This is a genomic window from Pedobacter soli, from assembly GCF_900101435.1.
In the GTDB taxonomy this organism is placed as follows: Bacteria; Bacteroidota; Bacteroidia; order Sphingobacteriales; family Sphingobacteriaceae; genus Pedobacter; species Pedobacter soli.
The window spans coordinates 92367-116854 of record NZ_FMZH01000001.1 but is presented as its reverse complement, the minus strand read 5'-3'; the positions used below and the strand labels follow the sequence as shown (position 1 = coordinate 116854).

Genomic DNA, 24488 nt, shown 5'->3' with positions numbered 1-24488 from the left:
CTACTTCACTTTAAATTTATAATAACCCGAACCGATCGCTACCTGGGTTCTGCCATTGGCTGTGCCCAGGTTTTGGAATTTAGTATTGTTAACCTCTGCAAGGCTTTGCTTGGTCGAAATAGGAATGTAAACCACAGCAGTAGTATTTACCGGAATATTTATGGCTATTTCGAAGCCTTCAGTCGTTTTTTTCCAGTCTGTAACAATTTTACCATAAGCCGATTGGTAACTCGTTGTAGCAGCAGTTAAATCGCCAACTACCTCAGGGTAAATTTTAATCCGGTTAAAGGCTACTGAGTTTTCATCCTGACGGATCCCGCCCACCCCACTGTAAAACCACTCCATTAAATGCCCCAGCATAAAATGATTATTGGAAACCGTAGGTAGTGCCGCCCAGCTTTCGGTTAAAGCGGTAGCACCTTTTGCCAGTTGCATGCCATAACCGGGTACATCGCTACGGCTGTTCATGTCGAAAATCACATCCGAGCGTCCGGCATCTTCTAAAACACGTAGTACATAGCGATAGCCGATATCGCCTGCCGTTAATCCGTTGTTTTTATCTCTAATGTCTTTTACGAGGTTATCAATAACTGCCTGTTTATCTTTTTCTTCAACTAAACCCATATAAACAGCCATGGCATTAGCCGTTTGGCTACCCGAGCCGTATTGTTTGCTTGCTGCATTAAAGAATTTGGTATTAAATGCATCTCGTACTGAAATTGCAAGTTTGGTATATGCCAGTGCATCAGCTTTTTTACCCAATAAGGTGGCTATTTTTTCGAGGATTTTTAAATCATAATAATAAATAGCGGTGGCTGTAATGCCCATTGGGGTAAGCTGCGAAACGCCCGGTGGTTTTGGCCCAAGGTCATACCAATCGCCTAAACCTTGCGATAAGATGTGGTTATTGGCTTTGGTGTCTAAATATTGGATGTAACGCTGCATGGTGGGATAATTATTGGCCAAAGCCTGTTTATCGCCATACCATTTATACAAATCCCAGGGCACTAAAATACTGCTGCTTCCCCATTCAGGCGAATCGCGGAACATATCGCCTCCCCATTCAAATTTAACGTACTCAGGCGCAATTTCTGGAACGAGCCCGTTGGTTAGCTGCGAATTTTGCATATCAACCGAAGCTTTTGCAAACAACGGTGCAGCAGCATAATTGTAATTTACCGAGCTGCCCATTAAATGCAATTGCTCTAACCAGCCGAGTTTTTCGCGGTGCGGGCAGTCGGTAAAAACACTAACCATATTACTTTTAATACCCCAATCAATCAGTTTAAAGGTTTTGTTAAATAATTCGTTTGAAGATGTGAATTCGCCTGCAGTTGGAGCTGCATTACGTATATGCAGGCCTTTTAAATCTTTGATAATGGCTTTGTTCAATGGGTTTTCTTTCCCGGCCGGAACGCCACCTTTAACCTGCAGATAGCGGAAACCCGAGTAGAAAAAACGTGGCCGCCAGGTTTCGGTGCCCTCACCATTTAAAATATAGGTAAAGTAAACAGGACCACCCATGTTTTTCTGGGTAACGGTACCATCTTCTTTCAATAATTCGGCTGGTGTAATGCGGATGGTGTCGCCTTTTTTCCCGCTCACCTGAAGTTCAATAATGCCCGATGCGTTTTGTCCGAGATCATAAACCCATTCACCGTTAGCAGTTGGTATAATCTGCTTTGCCGGAAAATGATCAAAGATTTTAACAGGCTCTTCTTTTTGGGCGTTTAGCTTCGGACCATTCACAACTAATGCGGTTTTCCATTTGCTATCATTGAAAACTGCCTGGTTCCAGTTTTTTTGCGCTAAACCGGCGTTATAGTCTTCGCCGCCATAAATACTCGAAAAAGTAACCGGAGAAGGAGCTGTTTTCCAGCTTTCGTTGCTGATTACATTGGCCGAAGTACCATCTGTATATTCGATCAGCAAACGACAAATCATTTTCGGGAAGCCATAAGCCACTTTTAATTTCCGGTACCTTTCTTTAACTGGGGGAATGTAGTAAAAGCCATTCCCAAGCATTACGCCAACAGCATTTGCGCCCTTTTTTAGTTGTTTGGTAATGTTGTAGGTTACATATAAGGCTTCGCGATCGTATTTGGTCCAGCCTGGTGCTAAGTAATCATCTCCTACTTTCTCACCATTCAAACTCATTTCAAAATGGCCTAATCCGGAAATAAAGGCCGTAGCCTTTTTAATGCTTTTGGTTACTGCAAAATCTTTACGGAACATTGGCAGGATATTATTGCCGGTAAATTTGTCTTTTTTACCATCCGTAGGTAAAGCATTTACGTTCGAATCGGCCAGTTTTTCGTAAGCAATCCATTTAGCGCCTTTCCAGTCAGCCGCATTTAACAAGCCCATCTGGAAAAATGCGGGTTCACTCCAGGCAGATTGCTTGCCCTGGTTATCCCAAACCTTAATTTTCCAATAATACTTTTGCGCTGATCCTAGTTTTATTCCTTTATGTTTTATCTGGATCGATTGATTAGAAGTAATCTTTTTCGAATCCCAAACCTCTCCTTTATCTTGCTTAAGAGCAGTCAGGCTCTTTGAAACTAAAATGTGATAAGCGGTTTGCATGATATTGTGCTTATCCGAAACCATTTGCCAGCTAAAATGTGGTTGCACAGCATCAATTCCCATTGGATTTGTGCGGTATTCGCAGCTTAAATGCGATACCTTAATCTCCTGAGCAAACAGCGGAAAAGTAAACAGGTAAAAAAAAGAAAAGATTACAAGTTTGTTCATTAGCCGTACAGATCGCTTTCGATGCTTGATTTAGGTTTATAGTTGGTTATCGTGCTCAATTTAGTTAGAAATAAATTCTTAGCCCATATAGCATAAGCTGTAGAATTTGCTTAACTTTAAATTTTACAAGTAATTCAAATATAAATCTTTTTTTTAAATATGAAAACATATATTCATGTAATAATTATATAATTTCATTCTGAATGAGAAATATGAATGCATTTTGTATGTTTGAAACTGTAAAAAATACGATACAACCAAATTAAACCTGTATGAAAGAAAATGAATCGAAGTATCAGGCGCCAGCTTTAGATAAAGGCCTTGATATTTTAGAGTATCTATCGGCGCAATCTATTCCCTTATCACAAACCGAAATTGCCATTGGTATTGAAAAAACACCGAATGAAATTTACCGGATGCTGATGAGTCTGGAAAGCCGTGGTTATATTTTACGCGATGAGGTTTCGGGGAAATACCGGTTATCGCTCAAACTTTTTTACCTTTCGCACCGCCACTCACCTATTGATGAGTTGAGGAAAGCGGCGCAGTTTCCATTAGAAGAACTGGCCAATTCGGTGCGCCAATCCTGTCACCTGAGTATTTTGTATATGAACCAGGTAATGGTCATTATCCATGCCAAGAGTCCGGGGCCAATTGCCCTTTCTATTGAAGAAGGAAACCTGTTTCCTTTGCCATTAACCGCATCTGGTAAAGTATTACTGGCTTATATGCCCGAAGCCGAACGCAATACAGTATTAAAAAACAATGCTATTTTTAAAAAATACGCCAAACCACAGCAGGAAGATTTCTTAAATTCTTTGACCGAAATTCAGCAAACAGGTTCGTATTTTAAAAACAGTGATGCTGTTTCGGGTGTAACCGATATTTCGGTGCCTATTGGTATTGCCAACAACAATGGCATTATTGCCTGCTTAACCATTTCGATGCTAAATGCTTTAAATTCTGATCAGGCGATTGACAGCAAGGTAATTTTAGCCGAAGCCAACAAATGCGTTAAAAAAATCGAACAAAGAATTGGGGTTTAACTGAGTTAGCCATGGGTTTAAACCCATGGCTAATTTGGGTATAATTTTATTGTGAAACTGTTTGATAATTGATTAAATGTATATATGTTTGTACATGTAGATTACAGATAGTTAAGCCCTTCAATATGAGGCAGCAAAAACAGTATAAATTATAACCGATGAATAAAAATATTGCATTAGCCATGTTTATTGCACTGGCGACGCCCGGTGTATCTTTAGCACAGTCGAAGGCTATTACACAAAAGGCACACAAAAATGTAACCCCGGCGGTTATGAATCAGGTTAAAACCATGGCCGAGGCGTTGATCAAGAAAGGTTTTACGGCCGGAGATGGCTATGGTGAAGTGTGGATCAGGGATTTAAATACCTTTATCGAATTAAGTTGTAAGGTTAACGATAAATCGCAGATCAGGAAACACCTGATTACTTTTTTTCAGTTTCAGCAAGCTGATGGTGCTATCCTGGATGGATATATCCCCTCAAAACAGGCAGGATCTGAAGGTACTTTTTACAAGTCGGATTTAGTGCCCGGATACCTTGGCCATAAAAATACCGTGGAAACTGATCAGGAAACCTCCCTAATTCAAGCCATTGCAAAATACATCAATATTACGGGCGATAAATCCATTTTAACTGAGCAGGTAGCGGGCTTACCGGTTAAAAAGCAAATGGAAAGGGCTATGGATTTTCTGATGAAAGAAAGGTTTAATGAAAAGTATGGCTTAATTTGGGGAGCAACCACTGCCGACTGGGGCGATGTGCAACCTGAGCAAGGCTGGGGTGTTGTAATTGACGAGAATACGCACAGGGCAATTGATATTTACGATAATGCCATGTTTTTAATTGCCATAAACGATTTTATCCAGGTTGGAGAGTTAAACCCTGCGCAGGTTACCAAATGGAAAGGCATTTACAAAAGCGTTCGTGAGAATATCAATAAATATTTGTGGGATGATAAAGCGCAAAAATACATTCCACACATTTATTTAAACGGCTCTCCTTTCCCGGCTTCTTTTGATGAATCGAAAGTTTACTATCATGGTGGTACAGCAGTTGCTATTGAAGCTGGGTTGTTAACCAAAAAACAGGTAAAGGAAGCTTACGAAAGGATGCAGCAAAACGTAAAAGATGCCAATGCGGCAACTATCGGACTTACCCTCTACCCTGTTTATCCGGCCGGAAGTTTCCAAAATAAGGTAATGGGGCCATATTCTTACCAAAATGGCGGCGATTGGACCTGGTTTGGCGGCAGAATGGTTACGCAACTCATCAGGTATAATTTACTGGCTGAAGCTAAAGAAGCACTCGACCCGATGTTAGCCCGTGTAATCAGCAACAATGGCTTTTACGAATGGTATACACCTGATAATAAACCCAAAGGTTCATCGAGTTTCAGAGGTGAAGCCGGCGTATTGTGGACAGCAATAAAGGAACTGGAGAAAAAGAAATAGCAGATTTACCTGTATAAAAACGAAAAAAGGGATAATGAACCAAATGTTTATTATCCCTTTTTTGTTAGCAGATCGTTATTCCCGCGGAAGTGGGAATTGTAATGCTTAAGCAGAGTACAGACACCCCGTCCTTCGGACACCCCTCTAAAAGAGGGGAATTACAATCTACGCATAAGTTTAATCAATACGAATCTTTCGGCATCTTACCCATTTGCACCACCAATTTCCCCCCGTTTTGAATGTCCTTAAGTTTCATAAAAGGAGCTTTTAACGGCTTACCGTTTAAAGAAAACGACTGTGCGTATGGATTTTCGGTATTATTATTCAGGGTTACAATTTCGAAATCTTTACCGCTGAAGTATTTTTTATTGCCCTTTATCCGGATAGTATTAAAAACGGGTGCCGAGAGGCCGATCTCTGGCGAGGCATCAGTAAAACCCTTTACATCAAAAATTCCCATCGAAGCCATTGCATACCAGGCACCAAGCTGGCCCTGATCTTCATCCTGACCATATCCGTAACCATGGATGCCTTCTGTGCCGTAAAATTCATCCATAATTTTTCTGACCCACTTTTGCGTAAGTGATGGTTTCCCCGAGAAATTAAAAAGCCATGAAGTATGCAGATTAGGCTGATTGCCATGGTTATACAAACCTTCAAGTCCGGAAAAAGCATCTAAAGTTGTACCACCACCAAATTTATTTTTTTCTGATACAGTAAAAATACTATCCAGCCTGTTGTTAAAGTCAGTTTTACCAATGGCAGCAATTAAAGCGTTTGGGTTTTGTGGTACATAAAAGGTGTATTGCCAGGCATTTCCTTCCTGAAAACCCCTCCAGGCCTGTTTGGGGTTAAAATTGGATATAAATTTACCATGCTCATCTTTAGGCCTGATGAATTTGGTTGCGGGATCAAAAATGGTTTTCCAGGCGTTTGAAAGTGTAGTTAATTTCTGGTAATCGGCTGTTTTGTCTAAAAGTTTTGCCCATTGGCCAACTGCATAATTACTAAAGGCATATTCAAGCGTATGCGATGCCGAGAACTGCCAGCGCTCGCTGGCGCTACTTCCACTGTCTAGATGATTTACGTAACCGTATTTCAAAAAGCTATCCAAATCTGACTTACCCGCTCCAAACGGCCGGTTTTGAAATTCCAGTTCATTTTTGAGCGCTGCCTGATAAGCGGTTTTTACATCAAAATCGCGAATTCCGGAGGTATAGGCGGCTGCTATAGCTAAACTCACAAAGTTGGTGCCTACACCAGATACATATCGGCTGTTGGCAATCCCGTCAGCTAACCATCCAGAATCTTTATAGACTAATAACTGACTTTTAACCCAATCTGAATAATATTCAGGATAAGCTACAGCCCAAAGCTGGGTTAAATTCCAGAAAGCGCCCCAAATGGCATCGGTATTGTAATGGTTGTGAAGTGGCACATGGTTTTTGTCAAGCGGAATCTGACCGATCCCTCCATCGTTTTTAGGGTAAGCACCGTTGACATCGCTGGCCAACCCACGTCCTGATAAAGCATGGTATAAGCCAGTATAAAACTTGGTGAGATTTGCTTTATTATCAGATGTTACCCCGATTCTTCCCAAATAACTGGCCCACGTGTTTAATGCTTGTGTTTTAGCCTGATCAAAGGAAAGATTTGCTGCTTCTTTATTCAGATTAAGCCTCGCATTAGCTATCGAGGTATAAGAAAGTCCGGCTTTTATAGTAATGCTCTCTTTTTCATGTGTAGCAAAAGTGAGGTATAAACCGGCGCCTTTGCCACTGGTACTTTTGTTTCCTTCGGTAATCTGCGCTCCGGTAAATGTGCCAAATTTTGAAGGCTTTTTACTCGCTATGGCAGAGAAATACATTTTTACATCTGCACCGGGTTGATATTTCTGGACATAAACCGGCCTCGTAATTACATAACCTTCAATTCTGCCATCTTTGGTCAGGTTTACCTGAGCATCACTTACCTCACCACTTTCTCCCTGCTGGTGCCCGATATCGAAAAGGATATTAGCCTGAGTTGATTTTGGAAAAGTATAGCGGTGAAAAGCCACCCTTTTAGTCGCAGTTAATTCAGCTTTAATGCCATAATCTTTCAGCAATACAGAATAATAACCGGGTGTGGCAACTTCGTCTTTGTGGTCGAAAGTAGAACGGTAACCTGCCTCGGGATGTTCTAAACTTCCTGCCAGTGTTTGCAATTTTCCGGTTGATGGCGCAAAAACAACCCCGCAAATCTGAAATTCGTGAAAATTGGCAAAACCTTCAATGGAGGTATGCCTTTCATCATAACCTACAGCTTCCCAGCCACTTTTATTGCCGTACGAACCATTGGTAGATGGTGCAGCTTTGGCCATTCCAAAAGGAACTGCCCCGGGCGTAAAATAAAACCAGCGACTGTGTGCCGTACCAATTCGCGGGTCGGCATAGGCTAATAGATCGTGGTCTGATTGTGCACTTACCGGCTTGTAAAACAGGTTAAGCAGTAATAGAACAGTAAGCTTATATTTTAAATTCATAGGTTTTTTGTCTTTTAATGAAAAAACACGGGTTTATCTGTCTCCTCTTTCCACTCACTCTCGATTTGCTCTAACGATTTTCCTTTGGTTTCGGGAAGCAATTTGTAAACTGCAATAAAGGCTATGATACAGAAAAAGGCAAAAAACCAAAATGTACCTGCACTACCCAGTTCGTTTAATAAGATGGGTGTAATTTGCCCCACAATGGTATCGGCCACCCACATCACCATGATACTGATGGCTAATGCTCTTCCGCGAATAGCTCCGGGAAAGATCTCTGCTGCCACAACAAATTTTAAAGGGCCAATTGAACAGGCGAAAAATGCAAGGAAGGCCAAAACACATACCAACAGCCAAATGCTGGAGGTAGCATTAAAATAAAAACATATACCGGTTAAAACCAGTGAAATGGCTGCACCTGCCGTTCCGTAAAGATAAAGTGGTCTTCTGCCCCAGCTATCTACTTTCCAGATGGCAAACAGGGTAAAAAGTACATTGGCGAGCCCAAAAATTACCTGGCTGATGAGTGAATTACTTAAAGATATACCAGCGTTCCCGAGTATTCTGGGGCCGTAGTAGATAATGGCATTGATACCACTAAACTGTGAAAATAAAGGCAATAAGATACCGATTAACAAAGCTTTACGCATGGCTGGGGCAAATAATTCTTTATATGAACTTTTGCGGCTGTTGCTTTCTGAGGCAAACTGATTGGGGTCAATTTCAGCTTGTGCTTGTCCGTTAATTTTACTAATGATTAAAGTGCCTGCTGCGATATGGCCTTTTTGTATGAGCCATCTAGGACTTTCGGGTATCAGCAATAATCCGAATAAAAATAAAACTGCCGGTAGTACGCCCATTCCTAACATGCCACGCCAAACTTCGTGGTTAAACAACGCACTTAAAGCTGAAGTAGTTGTTTGACTTGTTGAGACACCACTTAGCAGGGTTGCATTGCTGAGATAGGCAACCAAAATGCCCAGTGTTAGTGCAAACTGGTAGTAGGTAACCAAACGGCCTCTGATGTGTGCAGGGGCGATTTCTGAAATATATAAGGGCACTACATTTGAAGCGATACCGATACCAATACCTCCCAGGAGCCTGAAAGCAATAACGCCATTAAGATTTGGAAATAATGCACAACCCAGAGCCGATGCAACAAAAAGAATCGCGGTTAAAATCAATGGCTTTTTCCGGCCGAATCGGTCGCTCAGTTCTCCTGAAAAGGCTACACCAATAATACAGCCCAGCAATGCCGACGAGACAAACCATCCCTCTTGTGAGGCACTTAATGCAAACTGTTTTTGCACCAGCGGTAAAACTCCGGATATAACAGCCATATCAAAGCCGAATAAAAAGCCACCCAGCGATGCTACGAGCGTTATTAAAAATACACTGCTTCTTTTTTGCGCACTCATAATTTATATTTTGGTTAAAAATTTAAATGATTTGACAATGGCTTGCAAATCAAACCTGACTGCTGTTTTATAAAGTTACAGCAGTCAGATCGTCTTTTACAAACGCTTTAATTACTTTGGCCCTGTTTGAGCCCTTATTAATCAGGGTATAACTTTCGGCTGCTGCCGGAACTACAAAAGTTTCGGCATAGTGAAATTCCGTAATCTGACCATCTACATTTTTTAGTTGAATGGTGCTGCCTTCTACCAGCATTAAGATATGACAGGTATTGTTGGTATTAACCGTAATTTCGCTATCAAATTCCATGCGCTGAACATCATAAAAGTGTTGGTGGTGCGTAGGCAAATGGATTAATTCCCAATCAGCTCCTTTTTCTATTACCGATGGTTTCGAAATTAATTCCGCTTTAACCAGCTCACCTTTCCGGTTAAAATCCAGGTTCTTAAAGGCATGTTCAATATTAATTGGTCTTGGTTGACCATCCAGACCTAAACGAACCCAATCATACATTTTAAAGGTAAAAATATAAGGTGTTGCGCTGATTTCGAGCACAAGATTGTTGGCTCCGGCACTGTGTACGGTACGGTTTGGAATTAAAAATAGATCATGTTTTTGGGCATCATGTGCCTGCACAAACTGTTCAATATTTATTTCCTGCTTTAACTGCTGACTCTTAATTAAGGCCTGATTAAATTCGATTGGATTAATATCTTCCTGAAAACCCAAATACACTTTTGCATCGTCTTTACATTCAAGTATGTAGTAGGTCTCATCCTGCGTAATGTTTTCGCCAAATTCTTCACGGATATATTTTAATGAAGGATGGCACTGGATGGAAAGGTTTCCGCCATCCATGGTATCGAGAAAATCGAACCTGATTGGAAATTCGGTGCCAAAAATAGAAGCATGTTTACCCAATACCGATTGATTTTCGCTAAACATCAGAAAATCAAAAGTAACCTCTAACAGGTTTCCGCTACTTTCGAAAATAATGCCATTCTCGGGAACAATCATTTCGAAAGACCAGGCATAATTTATCTCCTCCTTATTCAAACCTTCAATGTTTTCCTGCATCCAATGCCCACCCCAGGCGCCAGCCTCAAACCAGGGCCTAACCCGAAATACCGATTGGCTGATCTGTTGTAAACCTCTCTTCAGTTCATTTGCCTCAACCCACTTTATCGATGATTTGTGTTGCGCATCAGCAACTACACTTATACGCTTTAAAATTTCTGCTTTATGGTTATTCAGCACCGGCCAATCTACAAAATAAAACCGTTTGTACATTTCAAAAGCACTTGCAGTAGCGGTCGCGCCCAGGTTGGTAATGGAACCAGCACGCATGCGGTATTGAATTTCGTTCTTAGGAATATCGAGGTAAATGATTGGTGCATCCCAATTAAGCAAGGCTGCGCCCACGCCAATTACAATATTTACTTCGTATTGCGTGTCGGGCTGGCTTGTACTAAATCCGGTTTCGAAAAAATCGTTGAGCTTTAGGTCTGTTTTTTTACCCCAAACACTTTTCACTTCGCCTAAAAAAGGATTTACCAGTTCCAAAACAGTAGCAGCGCTTTTCATTTTATCAGCTGTACGCAACCAGTTAATTTTTACCTGCTTTTTGGTAAATTCAGTTTGTAGTAGTCTTTCAATTTCAGACCAGAATACACCAACATAACCATCTATCAACACGGTTTTCTTTTCAATAATCCAGGCGGCCAATGTGGTAAAGCCATCAAATATTTTGCCTTCTCCTAAAGTGTGTATGGGATAAAGATTATACCCCTCTGTTGACGGGTTAAAACGGTGTGTGTGTTCAGGCAAAATTTTTTCTCCACTTTGTCTCCATTGTGCTGCTGCAGGTGTTTCCTGAGGATTATTTTTTACTTCCATAAATGGGTAAATATTATATTAAACAACAAATGTATATATGTATGTACATATATCCTAATATTTTACTGAAATTCTTTTAACTGGATCGGATTATAGCTGTTTGATTACCAAATTTGCCTTGGCAGGCTGTATGGATACATACATAGTATTGTTGTTTGTATATGCTTTCTTTATCTTTGTGAGGCTGCATGAGGAAAGTTTGTTTGCTTAAAGCGCTGTAGTCTAAATAAAATGAAATTTTCAATCGACCATAAAAGTCCTGTGCCATTGCACATTCAGGCAGAAGAATTATTGCGGAACCTGATTAAAGATCCTGAATATGCCACTAAATTTTTGCCTAACGAGGTTGATATGGCTAAACAACTGGCTATATCGAGAACAACGTTGCGCCAGGCACTGAATAAACTGGTATATGAGGGCTTGCTGATTCGTAAAAAAGGTATTGGGACTAAAGTGGCCGAAGTTTCTGTGAGTTCGAAAGCCAGCAACTGGCTAAGTTTTTCGCAAGAAATGCAAGCCAGGGGCATTCCGATTAAAAATTTCGAGCTTCACATTAGCTGGGTGTATGCTGATGAGAAACTGGCGCATTTCTTTGACATTGGTACCGATAAAAAGGTTTTAAAACTGGAGCGTTTAAGAGGGAAAGAAGAAGGCCCATTCGTTTATTTCATCTCCTATTTTCACCCCAGGATTGGCCTTACCGGTGATGAAGACTTTAAACGCCCTTTATACGAAATCTTGGAGAAAGACCATTCGATCATTGCGAATCTATCGAAAGAAGAAATAAGTGCGAAGGCGGCCGATAAATTTATGGCTTCGAAACTGGATGTTGAAGTGGGAAGTCCGCTGCTTTTTAGAAAACGTTATGTTTTTGATCAGGCGGAGCGGCCAATTGAGTACAATTTAGGTTATTACCATGCCGATAGTTTTGTGTACACGGTAGAGAGCCGTCGCGATACCTAATTGAATAGGAAACCGGGAAAACCAATTATCTGATTTTCCCGGTTATAAATTCCTGTTAATTGTAGCTTACCGTGTAATCTTTACCCTTTTCGACGGTAATTTCATACAAACCATTTCCTACAGCTTTAATTTCAGCAGCTTTTGCTACAGGCTTAGATTTACTTTTAATCCTTAATTTTCCGGTTCCTACAGCCGAAGTGATCTTGATTTCCTTTTTATTCATGTAAATCGAAATATCGCCGTTGGCGGTGGGTACTTTACCTTCCATCCAGGCTAAACCGCCTAAATTGGGCTCAATGGTATAGGTTTCGTAACCCGGCGAATCGGGACTTACCCCGAGGTAATATTTGCCGAGCAGATAAATCGGGCTGGCTCCCCATGCATGGCAAAGGCTTTTTCCAAATGGCCGGCCGTACATGGCCAGGTGTTCGGTACCTTTTTTATCGGGATTATATTCCTCCCAAAAAGAAGTAGCGCCCAGCTTGAGCATGCCTCCCCAATAGTTTTTCATCTCCTTTAATACATAGCTTTGCTCACCCATGGCGCAAAGTGCTTCCAGCTCATAAAAGCGCATGTAAGGTGTAGTAATTTTGTTGATGCTGTCGTTAAGCAGCACATGTTCTTTTACAGCCAGTTTCTGTTCGGGTGTAAAATAATCGAAGAAAATCCCAAACATATTGGCATAACGGGTTACGTTTTCTGTGGGCTTACCCGCTACCCTGCTGTGCACCAAGGCATGTTTGCTTTGATTCCAGTAAATATCGAATATTTTGGCTTTCAATGTTTTAGCCTGCTCCTCGTATTTAGCGGCATTTTCGCTATCGTTGGCCAGTTTGGCACATAAAGCCATGGTTTCTAAGCTACGGGCATATAACAATTGTTCAAAGCTCACTTCCCCATCTTTACTCAGTTTATCGGCCCAATCTATAAAAATCCAGTCGCCAGGCATCCATTCCAGCAAACCGTTTTTGTTTTTTCGGCCATCAATATAAGTCATAAGCGATTGCATGCGGGGATAAATATCTTGCACAAATTTTTTGTCGCCGGTAAATTTGTAATAATCGTAAATGCCCAAAAACCAATAGAAAGAATAATCCATAATGGTATTGATGTGTGCTGTAACCGGATCTTTGCCCCGCTGGGCCAGCAATGTTCTTTTTACGGTTGCCGCATCAAAAAACGAATAATAATTCATGAGGTAACTTTGGTAGGCATCACCACTCCACACCCATCTGTCGCGTTTTATGCCGTCGATAAAAAACTCACGCGTATTGAGGTGAAAAGTGTATTTGGCCACATCATAAATCTTGTTCAGCTCTGCATCTGATGATTTAAAACTTCCATGCTCGGTAACCGGGGCATATTCGTAAAGCATTGATATAGAATCTGCAGAAACACCATTTTCGGGCTGAAAGTTAACATAGCGGAAAGCTTTGGAAAGCGGCATTACCGAGTCTGTTTTTTTGGTAAGATCAATCTCCAGATGATCCAGTGTTTCGCATTTATCTGTTGATAAAGCTTCTTCTTTCGATTCGCCATAATACAAACTCAATTTGCCTTTGCCTTTTAAGCCATGTACTTTAATAAAACCGAAGGTTTCTTTACCAAAATCGGCTACATAACCTGTGCCTGCTTTTTCTGTTTTAACGGCCGTATGCTTCACAACTGGTAATTTAAACGCTGAAGGCAGGCTGTAAGGATCGGTTAATCCCCAGGAGCCAGCCGAAACAAAGGTTGTTCCCGATTTATCGGAGGTTTTGCCACTGGCATCAATCCATTCTTTATCCTCAAAAGTGGTTAACCAGCTTTCATCAGATACAACTGTTTTACCCTGTACAAAAATGGCTGGCACTGTAGCCTGGCTATACACTTTCAGGCTTAGTTTATGCTTTCCGGCCGGGATCTGAATGGATTTCGGAAAGCCGGTTAGAGCCTGACCGTCAATTTTAACATTGTAAGTGCCCTCTACAAAGAGCTTAACTTCTTCTGGTTCACTAAGGGTAAACTCTTTATGGAAATCGACCAGTACATAATGGCTATCCATTTTCCAGAATACAGGAAAAAATGAACCACGTTCTGTTCTGCGATTCTGCATCACATTACTCATGTAAATATCAAAATCGCCGGGATACCAGATCCAGGATGCTTTTTGTGCAAATGCGGGGATTACGAGGGCTTGCAGCAGGGTAATCAGGAGTATTTTTTTTAGGTTTTTCATGTTACTTTTTTTAGCCACGGATAATTCAGGTTTATCAAGTTTTTATTTAGCCACAGATGGACACGGATGAACACGGATTTAGTATCTGTGTGTATCCTTTTTATCTGTGGTTGATGTTAATGTCCGTTAAAGAAAATATAAAGTGCAACCATTACAATAGCCAGTGCAGCCCACGAAATCCAAACAGTCTTATCTGGTTTTTCAATATTGGCTTCATGTTCTTCGTTGATGGTGTAAATACTTGGTGTTCTGTCTAAAAGCGAAATCAAAATGGCGATAAGCAGTAAACCCACAAAAATCAGGAAGGATAGCATGAGGTAGTGCGGCCAAAAAGTATATTCGCTAGGTGGCAAAACCCATAAATAAACAATCCCGGTGCTTAAACTTAGGATAGAACCAATGGATAGCGTAAAATTTACGGCTTTTCGGGTAGTTCGTTTCCAGAACACGGTTAACAGAAAAACCACTGAAAGTGGCGGCGCAATAAAACCCAGTACCGATTGGAATACATCAAAGAGGTTTAGGCCTTTGATGTTATCGATAGCCAACACTACAATTACCGCAAAAATACAACCGGCTATAACCGTTAAACGGCCAACATTGATAATCTGCTTATTGCTGGCCTGTGGATTGATTTTCTTGACGTACACATCCATGGTAAACACGGTGCTTAACGAATTCAGCGATGAACCTATGGTGCCCACCAGAACCGCAATGAGCACTACGATTACCAAACCATTCATACCCGGAGGGAAAAGATTGGTTACCATGGTCATATATGCTTCATTTGGATCTTTCAGGTTCGGAAAGAGGATATAACACAATATTCCGGTTACGATAAAGAGTGGCAGTGAAAGGATTTTTAGCCAGCCAATAAAGCTCACGCCCAATTGGCCTTGTTTCAGGTTTTTAGCGCCCAAAACCGACTGAACCATCGACTGATCGGTACAGAAAAAGGCTACAGCTGCCACAGGATATCCTAAAAGTATGGCATACCAGGGATATTTGGGATCGCTGGCAGGTTGTATGAGGTTCCAGAAATGTCCGGGTGTTTTGCTGTACAGTGCTGAAATACCGCCAACCTTATGCAGGCCCAATAAAGTAAGCGAAAGCGAAACAGCAATCAGTAAGATCATCTGGAAAATGTTGACTTTGGCAATAGCCTTTAAACCACCAAAAAAGGTGAATAAGCCGGCAAAAGCAACCAAAACGGTTACCGATTGCCACATCGGAATACCTAAAATCTGGCGAACTAAAAAACCACCGGCAAATAAACCTAAGGATAGCCAGGAGATTAAAATCTTCACCAATGCATACCAGGCTAAAATATTCTGGGTAGAATCGCCGTAACGGTTTCCCATAAATTCGGGCATGGTGCTCACTTTTGCGGCCAGATATTTGGGCGCGAAAACAATGGCTAACAGGAAAAGGAAAATAAAGGCATACCAATCGAAGTTTACGGCTACAATACCGGTGGTATAGCCGATACTGGCAAAAGCAAGTAGCATGGATGGACCTACATTAGTACCCCACATGTTGAAGCCAATACTGGCCCAGCCTAAAGATTTATTGGCTAAAAATAAGGTTTCATCGCTGTTTTTCTTCTTCGGAAAACTGGCGCGGTACCCGATCACCATCAGGATGATGAGGTAGGCGATTACGATGATGTAATCTAAACTGGTTAAACGTTCTACAATGTTGTGCATTTGGTTAGTTTGGTTTTTTACTTGTTTGCCACGGAAACACGGATTAACACGGAAACTTTTATTTTGGTTTAATACTTTCCCGATATTTAGGCAGCTAACGAATTTGAATTCCGTGAGTTTTTTGTCTCCGTGGCCGATTTTTATAACACACATTTTTTAACTTTCAATGTGATACGAACTATTGCTTCTCAACTATCTGTGTCCATCCTTTTCATCTGTGGTTTAGTATTTTATAATCCTATCGATTCCCTGCTAATGTTATAACTGCTTAATATTTCATCTACCTTTACCGGCAAGCCTGTTTCGAGCGATTTATCCATGGCCTGCAAAAGGGCAATGGTTCCAATGCCTTCTTTTAAATCAGGGTAAGCCGTAAACTTGTTGTTAATGCTGTCGGCAAAATACTCCAGGTAATTTTGATATTCGCCGGCATGGTGGCTCTGGCCTTCGAAGCGGAAATAATGCTTCAAAGTGGCATCGCCCCAGGTAATGATTTTTTCTTCGCCCGTTTTGGTGGTTACTGCATAACGCAATTCATGGTAATCGGCCTGGCTAGCCCCTTCAGTTCCGCGCAAAATACAGCTCATTCCACTATCGCGACTTGCGGGTTGGGTTGGTCCGGTGTAAGCACCACTTACCCTGGCAATTCTGCCATCTTTGGCCTTGAAGATAAAGTGCATGGTATCCTGGTTTTTTAAGCCTGCTTGCTGTCCATTGCTGCTGAGCATACCATAGCCCATAACTTCTTCAATATCGGGCATGTACCAGCGGATAAAATCGACCGGGTGACTTAAACCGCCATATAGCCATTTGAAAGATTGTTTTAGCGACCAGCCTTTTTCCAAAAACCAGCGATGATCGGCATGATAGTGGCTTTCGATGGTAATCAACTCACCGATTAAACCTTTATCGAAATCTTTTTTCTGGCGCATGGCCGGTTCGAAGAAACGGGAACTCTGACCTACAAAAATTTTCTTTTTGGTTTTTTTGCTCAGGGCCAAAAGTTCGTTTGCCTGCGAGAGATCATCAATGAAGGGTTTGGTACAAACCACGTGCTTATCATGCTCCAAAGCCAGTTTAATGTGCTCAAAATGCAAATGATCAGGTGTATAAATCGCAATCATATCAATTTTATCGCTCTTGAGCATATCGTTGTAATCGGTAGTCCAGTTCTGGAAATCGAACTCCAAAGCGCGTTCTTCGCAGAGTTTTTTATTGGCATCGCAAATTTGAATTAATTTGAACTTTTTGCTTGCCAAGGAAGCAGATATGGTGCTTCTGCCCTCGCCTAATCCTAGTATTCCTAATCTTAACATATTTTATTTTTTGTAAGCGTTATAATTTTAAGTTTCGTCATTGCGAGGCTATACGAAGCGATCTTTTTTGCTTGTAAGATTGCCAGCCTTCGTTGTCATCCTGAGCTTGTCGAAGGGTTTTTAAAGCGTTTCGACAGGCTCAACGTGACAATCTTTTATTCGTTTATCGGTTTAAAGAAAACCCAAACTTCGCCGGGTTTTGTGCCTTCAATTCCTTCCTGATATTTTTTCATTAATGCATTCCATTCATCTACCCTGGGGTTATTTTCCGTTGTTTTCGGGTTCAGTTTATCTAAATTTTCGCCTTTGGGTATGCTGATAATCAACATGAGCTGACGGCCTTTTTTAAAAATAACCAGCCGTTGAAAATCCGCATTGCAAAAGCCTTTTGATATTTCGGGCCATTGCTCAAACTGTGTTTTGTGGTATGCGAGGTATTCTTTTTGCAGTTTTTCATCTTTCACCAGGTTGGCGGACAGTATAATGTTGTCCCATTCTTTTACTGGTTCGGTTCCGCACTGTTTTTTCCTGTCGAAATCGTAAAACATATCATCGTACAGCTTAATCTCGCTGGCATTGAGCCTTTTTAGGGTTTGCTGCAAGCTCTCTGTTTTTAAGGTAGATGTGTAAATGGCCAGGCGGTTTTCCCAATGGTAAATGGATGAACGCAGCAGGTTGTTTTCGCGGGCAAATGCAGTTAATGCTTTTTCGCCAGGTACTTCATTCTTTTTAAAAATGAGCTCAAAAACCACCGGTTTATCTATCGCCTTATTAATCTGCCTGGTGCCAGAAATCGATGATTTATCCTTTAGCAGATATTGATATTGCGCTTCCAGACCAGCGTTTTCTTTGATTTTTTCGGCAACCCCAGGTCCGTTATTTTCCCATACATTATCTGGACCATTGGCATTTTGCAGGTATTTTTCACTAGGCGTCCAGTTATCTTTGATGGTGAAATACGAAGATCCTTCGTCGGTGTAGAGGTAAAACCAATGATCAGGTAAGTGCGCATATTTGGCCGTGTAAATACTATCTACTACATTTTCGGTAATGAATGAGCCTGGTTGAGCAGATAAGGTATAAATGCCGGCCACATCGTACATGTGCTTGCCATAATGATGGATTTTGTTCGCGCTGATGGTATTGTCTTTCATCGCATTTTTCGTTTTTGTCCAGCCCCAGCCCATACTAATCCCCGAATAGGAAACATCACTGATTTCATTATGCAGGATTTTCAATCCACGTACGTAACCTGCTCCAATGCCTACAGCGCCCCAGTCTTCGTTGGTTACATCGGTAATCAGATTATTTTCAATCCGGTTATCCGAAGAAATCTCACGTTCATCTGATGGCTGGTAAGGTAGATGTACCTCGGTAGCTTCGTCAGAAAAAGTGCCCATTAGTATGCCTGATCCGCCAATATCTTTAAACAAATTGCCTCTAATCAGATTGTTGGTCGTTCCTTTTTGGTAATCAAGTCCGGTTGAAGCGTGGTGTTCGAACGTGCATGCCTCAAAATCGATATGATTGGCATAATTGATCTGGATGGCTGAAGCCGGACGCCCCACCCAGGCCTGGTTTTCTAGTGTGGGTTTATCGTTAGTGCCTGGTTTGTCTAACTTATAGGCATCGAGCATATACATGCCCGCCTGGTGCGGTACATGGCCCTGTTTGGAAGGAAATAACCACGATGCATGCTGAAAAGATATTCCCTGGAAAGAAATATAAGCTATCGGATGATCAATGGTTCCTTCAATTTTAACTAAGGTTTCTAAAGCAGGTGCAACCACATCTGCCTGAAGCATATTCTGCTTGGCTTTAGGCCAGTAATACACTTTATGCTGCTGTAAATCCTCGAACCACTCGCCCGGTTCATCTAAGAACTGAATGGCATTGGTTAAATAATAGGCAGAATTTCCGGTTTTATCCGAAATCCACGGCGCTGGCCATGGGTGTTCTGATTGTATGCGGCTTTCTGGCTGTAAAAAGGAAAGTTCGGCAGTATTGTGCTGGGTTTTTACTGACTTTACCCGCAAATTGGCAATGGCCCACCACTGGTGGATTACCATTTCGATACCTTTAGCCCCATTGAGGTTGATATTTTTGTTTAAAGGGATTTTGCAGGTTTGCGATTTCGCATCCCAGGATAAAATGCGGTTCATGGCATCTCCATTTGCATCTTTTGCCCTAATGGCCTTAATACCATTCACCCAAAGCTGTCTGAACAATAAAGTATTATCAGCAAACATGGGTGCATCGGCAACCCAAACTTTACCTACGGCATTTTTAGGTAAGCCTGCAACCGGGCTAGTTAATTTTTTCCAGCCTTTAATTTTTACGCCGCCACTAAAAATAACTTTAGCACCTGGAGCCGCCACAATTTGTGTTGGACTTTCTTTGGTGCCAGAATCTTCAGGACGGAGCACAATAGCTTCATCTAGAGCGTAATAACCATTTTCTACAATGATATAAATCCCACCTTTAATTGAACTATCGTTTAACCTGCGTAACTCCCTTGCCTTCCTGATGGCAAAATGCAACGAGGCCAATGGTTTTTTCTTTGTGCCGGTATTGCGATCGGAGCCCAATTTGGAGACGTAAATATCCGCCGCGAATAATTGCGCGCACATTAAATTTAAAATCAGCAAAATGGTTAGGTAGGTTCTCATAAACAAGGGTTATCCGGCTTGGAAAATAGATTTCAGGTATTTGGTATTGGCGGTAAAGTTGTACTTCACATTGGTAGGTTGTTTGGCATCACGGCTACGTTCTATAACCAGCCAGCCACTCCAGCCCATTTCATCTAAAGTTTGTTTTACCTTTTTGAGGTCAATTTTTGGGTCATTTTCGAGCCATACACCATCTTCATTGGTCGCATGGATTTGAACTATGTTTTTTCGCCCCAGTATTTTTAGTTCCTGGTGTAAATCGCGACCATTTTTAATTGCATTCGAAAAGTTGAAATAGCTTTTGATGTGCTTACAATTGATTTCTTTCAGCAACTGTAGTTCGCCTTTTGCGTCGAGTGAAGTTTCAATACCGATAATCACCCCTGCTTTGGCAGCCATTTTACCGGCAATTTTTAGGCGCTCAACAATTGGTGCCCTTAATTCGGGATTTTTAACCAAATCACCCTGTATGCCCAAGGGTAAAAAAACAACCTTGATTTGCATGGCTTTAGCCGTATCTAAACAATCCTGCACCATTTTTTGATAGGTTGGGCGTTTGGCAAAAGACTGGGCATAAAAGCCGGTCATGGCCAGGGCACAAAATTCGAGATTAAGTGCTTTTGCTTTTTCAAGATATTGTTGCCTTATGGTCGGATCAGCCAGTTTATTATCAAAGGTTTCCCGGTCGCCAAGCCCACCCATATCGATTTCCAATCCATCGGCGCCAATTTCGCGGGTCAGCTCTAAAGCGCTTAATTTCTGACGCTTGAGGATCATCAAGTCAATTACGGCCACTTTATATCTGCGCTTTTGGCTTGCAGCCAGCAAAACATTGGGCAACATTAAGCTCCCACCAATTAAGGCAACATGTTGGATAAAAGTTCTTCTGTTCTGGTGTTGCATCATTTAATTCTGGCTTTGTGGAAACAATTTTTGCAGGTTTTCAAAACCTATAACAGCATTTTTTGGTAGTTTTTCCCCTTTATCGCCAAAAACATACATAGCATTTTCTTTTTCGATGGTTACCTTGCTTTCATCATACTTTCCGGCTTTGTCTTTAACGGTATTGCCATTGAGTTTGAAATATTTAACCAGGAAATCGTAAAGTGCAATACGTTTATTCGGACCGAAATCATGTTTTTCGTCAGGTAAATGCACATTCTCCACTTTATCTTTTACGCCGTAATAGCCATACATTTTTTGCAGATAAGGGAAATCATGTTCAGGAGTATGTGCAGTCCAGTCGCTACCATCTGATACGAGCAATTGTGGCCGCGGTGCAGCCATTGCCGCAAGTTCAACATTATCTGTTCCACCCCCACATTGGTGAATAGGCATACCGCTTTCGCACGGGCAGCCACCATAAAAGTAAGATGACATGGCCACCACAGGGGCACTGAGTTTAATGCGGTTATCTATTGCGGTCATTAAAATACAATGGCTGCCAGCGCCCGAACCACCGCTAATGGCCACCCGGTTGGTATCGGTTTCTTTTAGTGAAGTGAAATAGTCTAAAATGCGGATCCCACCTAGCGTTTGCACGGTTTGTGATAAGCTTTTTCTATGGTCTTCGTACTTGAACTGCAACATCGATTCGCCCCAGGCAAAAAGATCGTAGCTGAAGGCCATAGCCCCCATACGCGCCAGCATGGCACACCGAATCTGGCAATCTGGACGGTAACGTTGTTTTTCCCAATGTCCATCAGGGCTTAAGATAACCGGTATTTTTCCTTTGATATTTAATGGTTTATAAAGTGATCCGTTGATCCAAACGCCTGGTAAAATCTCTAAAGCAATATTTTCTACTGAATAGCCATCAAAAATGCGCTTCGCAGTAATAATGGGCTTTGAATTGGGTTTAGCCGGTAAAGGAGATAATTGCAAAGCCTCAAAAAGCTGAGGTTTAATCAATGCTTTTCGTTTTTCCCAGCTGGCCTGATCGCTGTATTTGCAAGCTAAACTATCCAGGTAGGCCCAGCCATCCTGCACTTCCCAACGGTAATATTCGTATTCTTTGAGCTTGTAAACACCGGCTTTCTCTTTGTTCACCTTCATATCCAATGGGGTAAGCACATTGGCTAAGGTTTCATCAACATCTGCCCGAAAACGCCAGTTGGCATAGTTTACCCATTTATCTTTTACCTGGGGCTCGGCATATTTGATTTTTATGTGGTAACGGTTTTCAATATCTTTAAGTACCTCTAATAAAGGTTTTTTGTATGCGTGATCTGAGTTTTGGGTTTGGGCGGAAAGGATGTTAGTGAAGGACAGTGAGCCCACTATAAATAACACTAGACATCTAAATATTCCGCCCGTCATTGCGAGTGCTGATTTTTCATCAGCCGGAGCAATCTTTCCTTGTAAGACAGATTGCTTTCCCGAGAAATCGGGACTGGCTGTCGTACCTCCTCGCAATGACGATTTTCTTATACTTCTCATGGTTCCTCGTTTTTAGTTTCAGTAATTACCGGTGCAGTATATCCCTTTAGCTTTGGCCAAATACCATTTTCGATTTTCTTCAACTTTAATTTTGAGGGATCTACTACTACGTGTTTGATTTTCTCCCTCCGCCAGGTATAAATGAAATGCAACATGCCATCAGCCGTTTGGATTACAGCGGGATAAGAATACTGGCTTATGGGCGAATCTTCTAAAATCAATGCAGCGTACCAGGTTTTACCATCTTTAGAAACTGAAACATTTAAAGGTGTGCGCGCACCTTTGGCGAGATCGCCCGGAGGCAATACGTGGTTATAAACCAATACCTGTCTGCCATCTTTCAACGTAACGGCATCGGTACCCGAGTTGTTGTTGGGTAAAGTGGTTTTGGTAAGCGGCGACCAGGTTTCACCATTATCTATAGACCATGATTCGGCAATTGCGCGATTTGCGGTACGCGCTAAAATCTGGAGTTTACCTTTTCCGTACTGTAAAATACTGGGTTGGATGGCTTTAATGCCGTTTTCCTGCAATGGTCCTACTGTGCGCCAGGTTTTGCCATTATCTTTGGTTACCTCGAAATGTACTTTCCAGCCATCACCTTCGCGGCTTGACGGTGCGAAGAGATTTCCGTTACTTAACAAAACAGGTTTATTTTTAACCGGACCGATATTGTCATTAGGCAGTTTTGTAGCATCCGACCAGGTTTTACCACCATCTTTTGAGCTGCGCATCATGCCCCACCACTCAGATGGTTTAGGACCGATTTTATAGAATAACAATAAATCGCCACCCGGCACCTGATACAAAACAGGATTCCAGGTTGGTAACCGTTTGCCATCAGCTAAAATACCGTTAGCTACAGAAACCGGTGCAAGCCATTTTCCATCAATAAAACGGCTGATGTAAATCTCAACATCGGGATTTCTTTCTTTGGTGCCTCCAAAAAATGAAGCCACTAAGCCCGTTGGTGTTTCGGCAATGGTAGCCGAATGACACGATGGAAACGGAGCCTTATCATATAAAAACTCCTGTTTAACGATGCCGGTTTGCCATTTTTCTACCTGGGCATGGGCACCTATTGCTACTGCGAGAAGTAATCCTAGTGTAATGTATATTTTTCTATTTAACATCATATTTTTGTTAAGCTATTATTTATAGACGGTCGTCATTCCCAGCTTGATCCGATAGCTATCGGATGGGAATCTTAATAGGGTCGCTATGCATTTCTTTTGCTTTAAGATTCCCGCTTCCGCGGGAATGACGATCAGAGAGATAATTCCCTACTGTTTTGCTGCTTTTTCTTCTTTAATTTTCTTCGTATAAGCGCTGTAAAGTGCTCTCCAGCTCCTGCCATTGTTGTTGAGCAATTGCTCTGATTTGGTCTTGTAAATCTCGAAAATGGCCGAAATTTGTTTCATGTTTTTATAATCTACGGCCTGCTCTCTCGCCTGTTTTAAGTAAGCGAGTATTTTAGCTTCTTCATCGACCGTTAAATCGGGAACAATGGCCTTATAACCTTTCATGGTAAAAGCCACCTTGCCAATGGTGTATTTATCGAGAATTGTTTCTACCTGATCAGCTGATAAATATTGGTTTAAGCCATCCATCAATGCTTTGTGCACGGTTGCAGGCATGGCCGAATCGGCAATGATCTGTTTATCGAGATCACTTAGTTTATTGCCGGTTACCGGATTTATCCCATCAGGAACTATTGACGAAGGATGATCGTTATGCCAATCCTTAACCGTTGTTAAGTGAACGGCAATGATGTTTTCGACCGCTGTTCTTTTGCCTGCATCGGTTAAATTTAAAGCCGAAACCCATTCTTTGGCTTTGGTTAAAATATCTTCAGGTACAACAATGTCTTTGGTTTGACTGAAAACGTTTACTGAAGTGACCAGTAAACTTAACAGCATAAATAATCTTAAAATCTTTCTCATAATCTATATTTATTTTACCCGTCATTGCGAGACTGATTTTTCATCAGGCGAAGCAATCTATTTTGCTGGAAAGATTGCTTCGTCGTACCTCCTCGCAATGACGATTTGTTCTTGCGCCATGGTTTGTGTCCACACAAACCATGATTT

At 41.6% G+C, this 24488-nt stretch carries 15 protein-coding genes; 3 read left to right on the top strand and 12 right to left on the bottom strand.

Annotated elements, in window-relative coordinates:
* The gene (locus BLR37_RS00370; protein ID WP_090763078.1) at nt 1-2754 is read right to left on the bottom strand and encodes a family 78 glycoside hydrolase catalytic domain; all 2754 of its coding nucleotides are present in this window, start codon (nt 2752-2754) and stop codon (nt 1-3) included.
* A 272-nt stretch (nt 2755-3026) separates the two neighbouring features.
* Here BLR37_RS00370 and BLR37_RS00365 point away from each other — a divergent pair, with 272 nt between their 5' ends.
* Nucleotides 3027-3800 carry an IclR family transcriptional regulator gene (locus tag BLR37_RS00365; protein ID WP_039479114.1) on the top strand — a complete coding sequence of 258 codons (774 nt, stop codon included), beginning with the start codon at nt 3027-3029 and terminating at the stop codon, nt 3798-3800.
* 158 nt (nt 3801-3958) lie between these two features.
* Nucleotides 3959-5251: a GH36-type glycosyl hydrolase domain-containing protein gene (locus tag BLR37_RS00360; protein ID WP_090763075.1), complete on the top strand. Its 1293-nt coding sequence runs from the start codon at nt 3959-3961 to the stop codon at nt 5249-5251.
* A gap of 181 nt (nt 5252-5432) precedes the next feature.
* Here BLR37_RS00360 and BLR37_RS00355 read toward each other — a convergent pair whose 3' ends face one another.
* The 3 genes from BLR37_RS00355 to BLR37_RS00345 all read right to left on the bottom strand — a co-directional run bounded on the left by BLR37_RS00355 (nt 5433) and on the right by BLR37_RS00345 (nt 11087).
* Nucleotides 5433-7775, bottom strand: coding sequence for a GH92 family glycosyl hydrolase (locus tag BLR37_RS00355; RefSeq protein ID WP_090763072.1), 2343 nt, complete (start codon nt 7773-7775; stop codon nt 5433-5435).
* 14 nt (nt 7776-7789) lie between these two features.
* Nucleotides 7790-9193, bottom strand: a complete 1404-nt coding sequence (locus tag BLR37_RS00350; RefSeq protein ID WP_090763070.1) for a sugar porter family MFS transporter — start codon at nt 9191-9193, stop codon at nt 7790-7792.
* A gap of 67 nt (nt 9194-9260) precedes the next feature.
* Entirely contained in the window at nt 9261-11087 is a 1827-nt protein-coding gene (locus BLR37_RS00345; RefSeq protein WP_090763068.1) for a class I mannose-6-phosphate isomerase, read from the bottom strand.
* 231 nt (nt 11088-11318) lie between these two features.
* Here BLR37_RS00345 and BLR37_RS00340 point away from each other — a divergent pair, with 231 nt between their 5' ends.
* A complete protein-coding gene (locus BLR37_RS00340; protein ID WP_090763066.1) occupies nt 11319-12050 on the top strand; it encodes a GntR family transcriptional regulator in 732 nt (243 codons plus the stop codon).
* Nucleotides 12051-12105: 55 nt separating this feature from the next.
* Here the strand turns inward: BLR37_RS00340 and BLR37_RS00335 are convergent, their stop codons facing one another.
* The 8 genes from BLR37_RS00335 to BLR37_RS00300 form a co-directional block, all read right to left on the bottom strand.
* Nucleotides 12106-14268 carry an alpha-L-rhamnosidase-related protein gene (locus BLR37_RS00335; protein WP_090763064.1) on the bottom strand — a complete coding sequence of 721 codons (2163 nt, stop codon included), beginning with the start codon at nt 14266-14268 and terminating at the stop codon, nt 12106-12108.
* A 116-nt stretch (nt 14269-14384) separates the two neighbouring features.
* A complete protein-coding gene (locus BLR37_RS00330) occupies nt 14385-15974 on the bottom strand; it encodes an SLC5 family protein (protein WP_090764757.1) in 1590 nt (529 codons plus the stop codon).
* 230 nt (nt 15975-16204) lie between these two features.
* The gene (locus tag BLR37_RS00325; protein ID WP_090763061.1) at nt 16205-17290 is read right to left on the bottom strand and encodes a Gfo/Idh/MocA family protein; all 1086 of its coding nucleotides are present in this window, start codon (nt 17288-17290) and stop codon (nt 16205-16207) included.
* A 155-nt stretch (nt 17291-17445) separates the two neighbouring features.
* On the bottom strand, nt 17446-19959 hold the full coding sequence (locus tag BLR37_RS00320; RefSeq protein ID WP_090763058.1) for an L-rhamnose mutarotase: 2514 nt from the start codon (nt 19957-19959) through the stop codon (nt 17446-17448).
* Between the two features lie 9 nt (nt 19960-19968).
* Entirely contained in the window at nt 19969-20865 is an 897-nt protein-coding gene (locus BLR37_RS00315) for a sugar phosphate isomerase/epimerase family protein (RefSeq protein WP_244154557.1), read from the bottom strand.
* Nucleotides 20866-22398, bottom strand: a complete 1533-nt coding sequence (locus tag BLR37_RS00310; RefSeq protein WP_244154556.1) for a DUF4974 domain-containing protein — start codon at nt 22396-22398, stop codon at nt 20866-20868.
* On the bottom strand, nt 22395-23534 hold the full coding sequence (locus BLR37_RS00305; protein WP_167356521.1) for a sialidase family protein: 1140 nt from the start codon (nt 23532-23534) through the stop codon (nt 22395-22397). The genes BLR37_RS00310 and BLR37_RS00305 overlap by 4 nt, the downstream gene beginning before the upstream one ends.
* A 147-nt stretch (nt 23535-23681) precedes the next feature.
* Nucleotides 23682-24341 (bottom strand): DUF3826 domain-containing protein, encoded by a 660-nt coding sequence (locus BLR37_RS00300; RefSeq protein ID WP_090763052.1) that lies wholly within the window; start codon nt 24339-24341, stop codon nt 23682-23684.
* Nucleotides 24342-24488 lie beyond the last annotated feature (147 nt).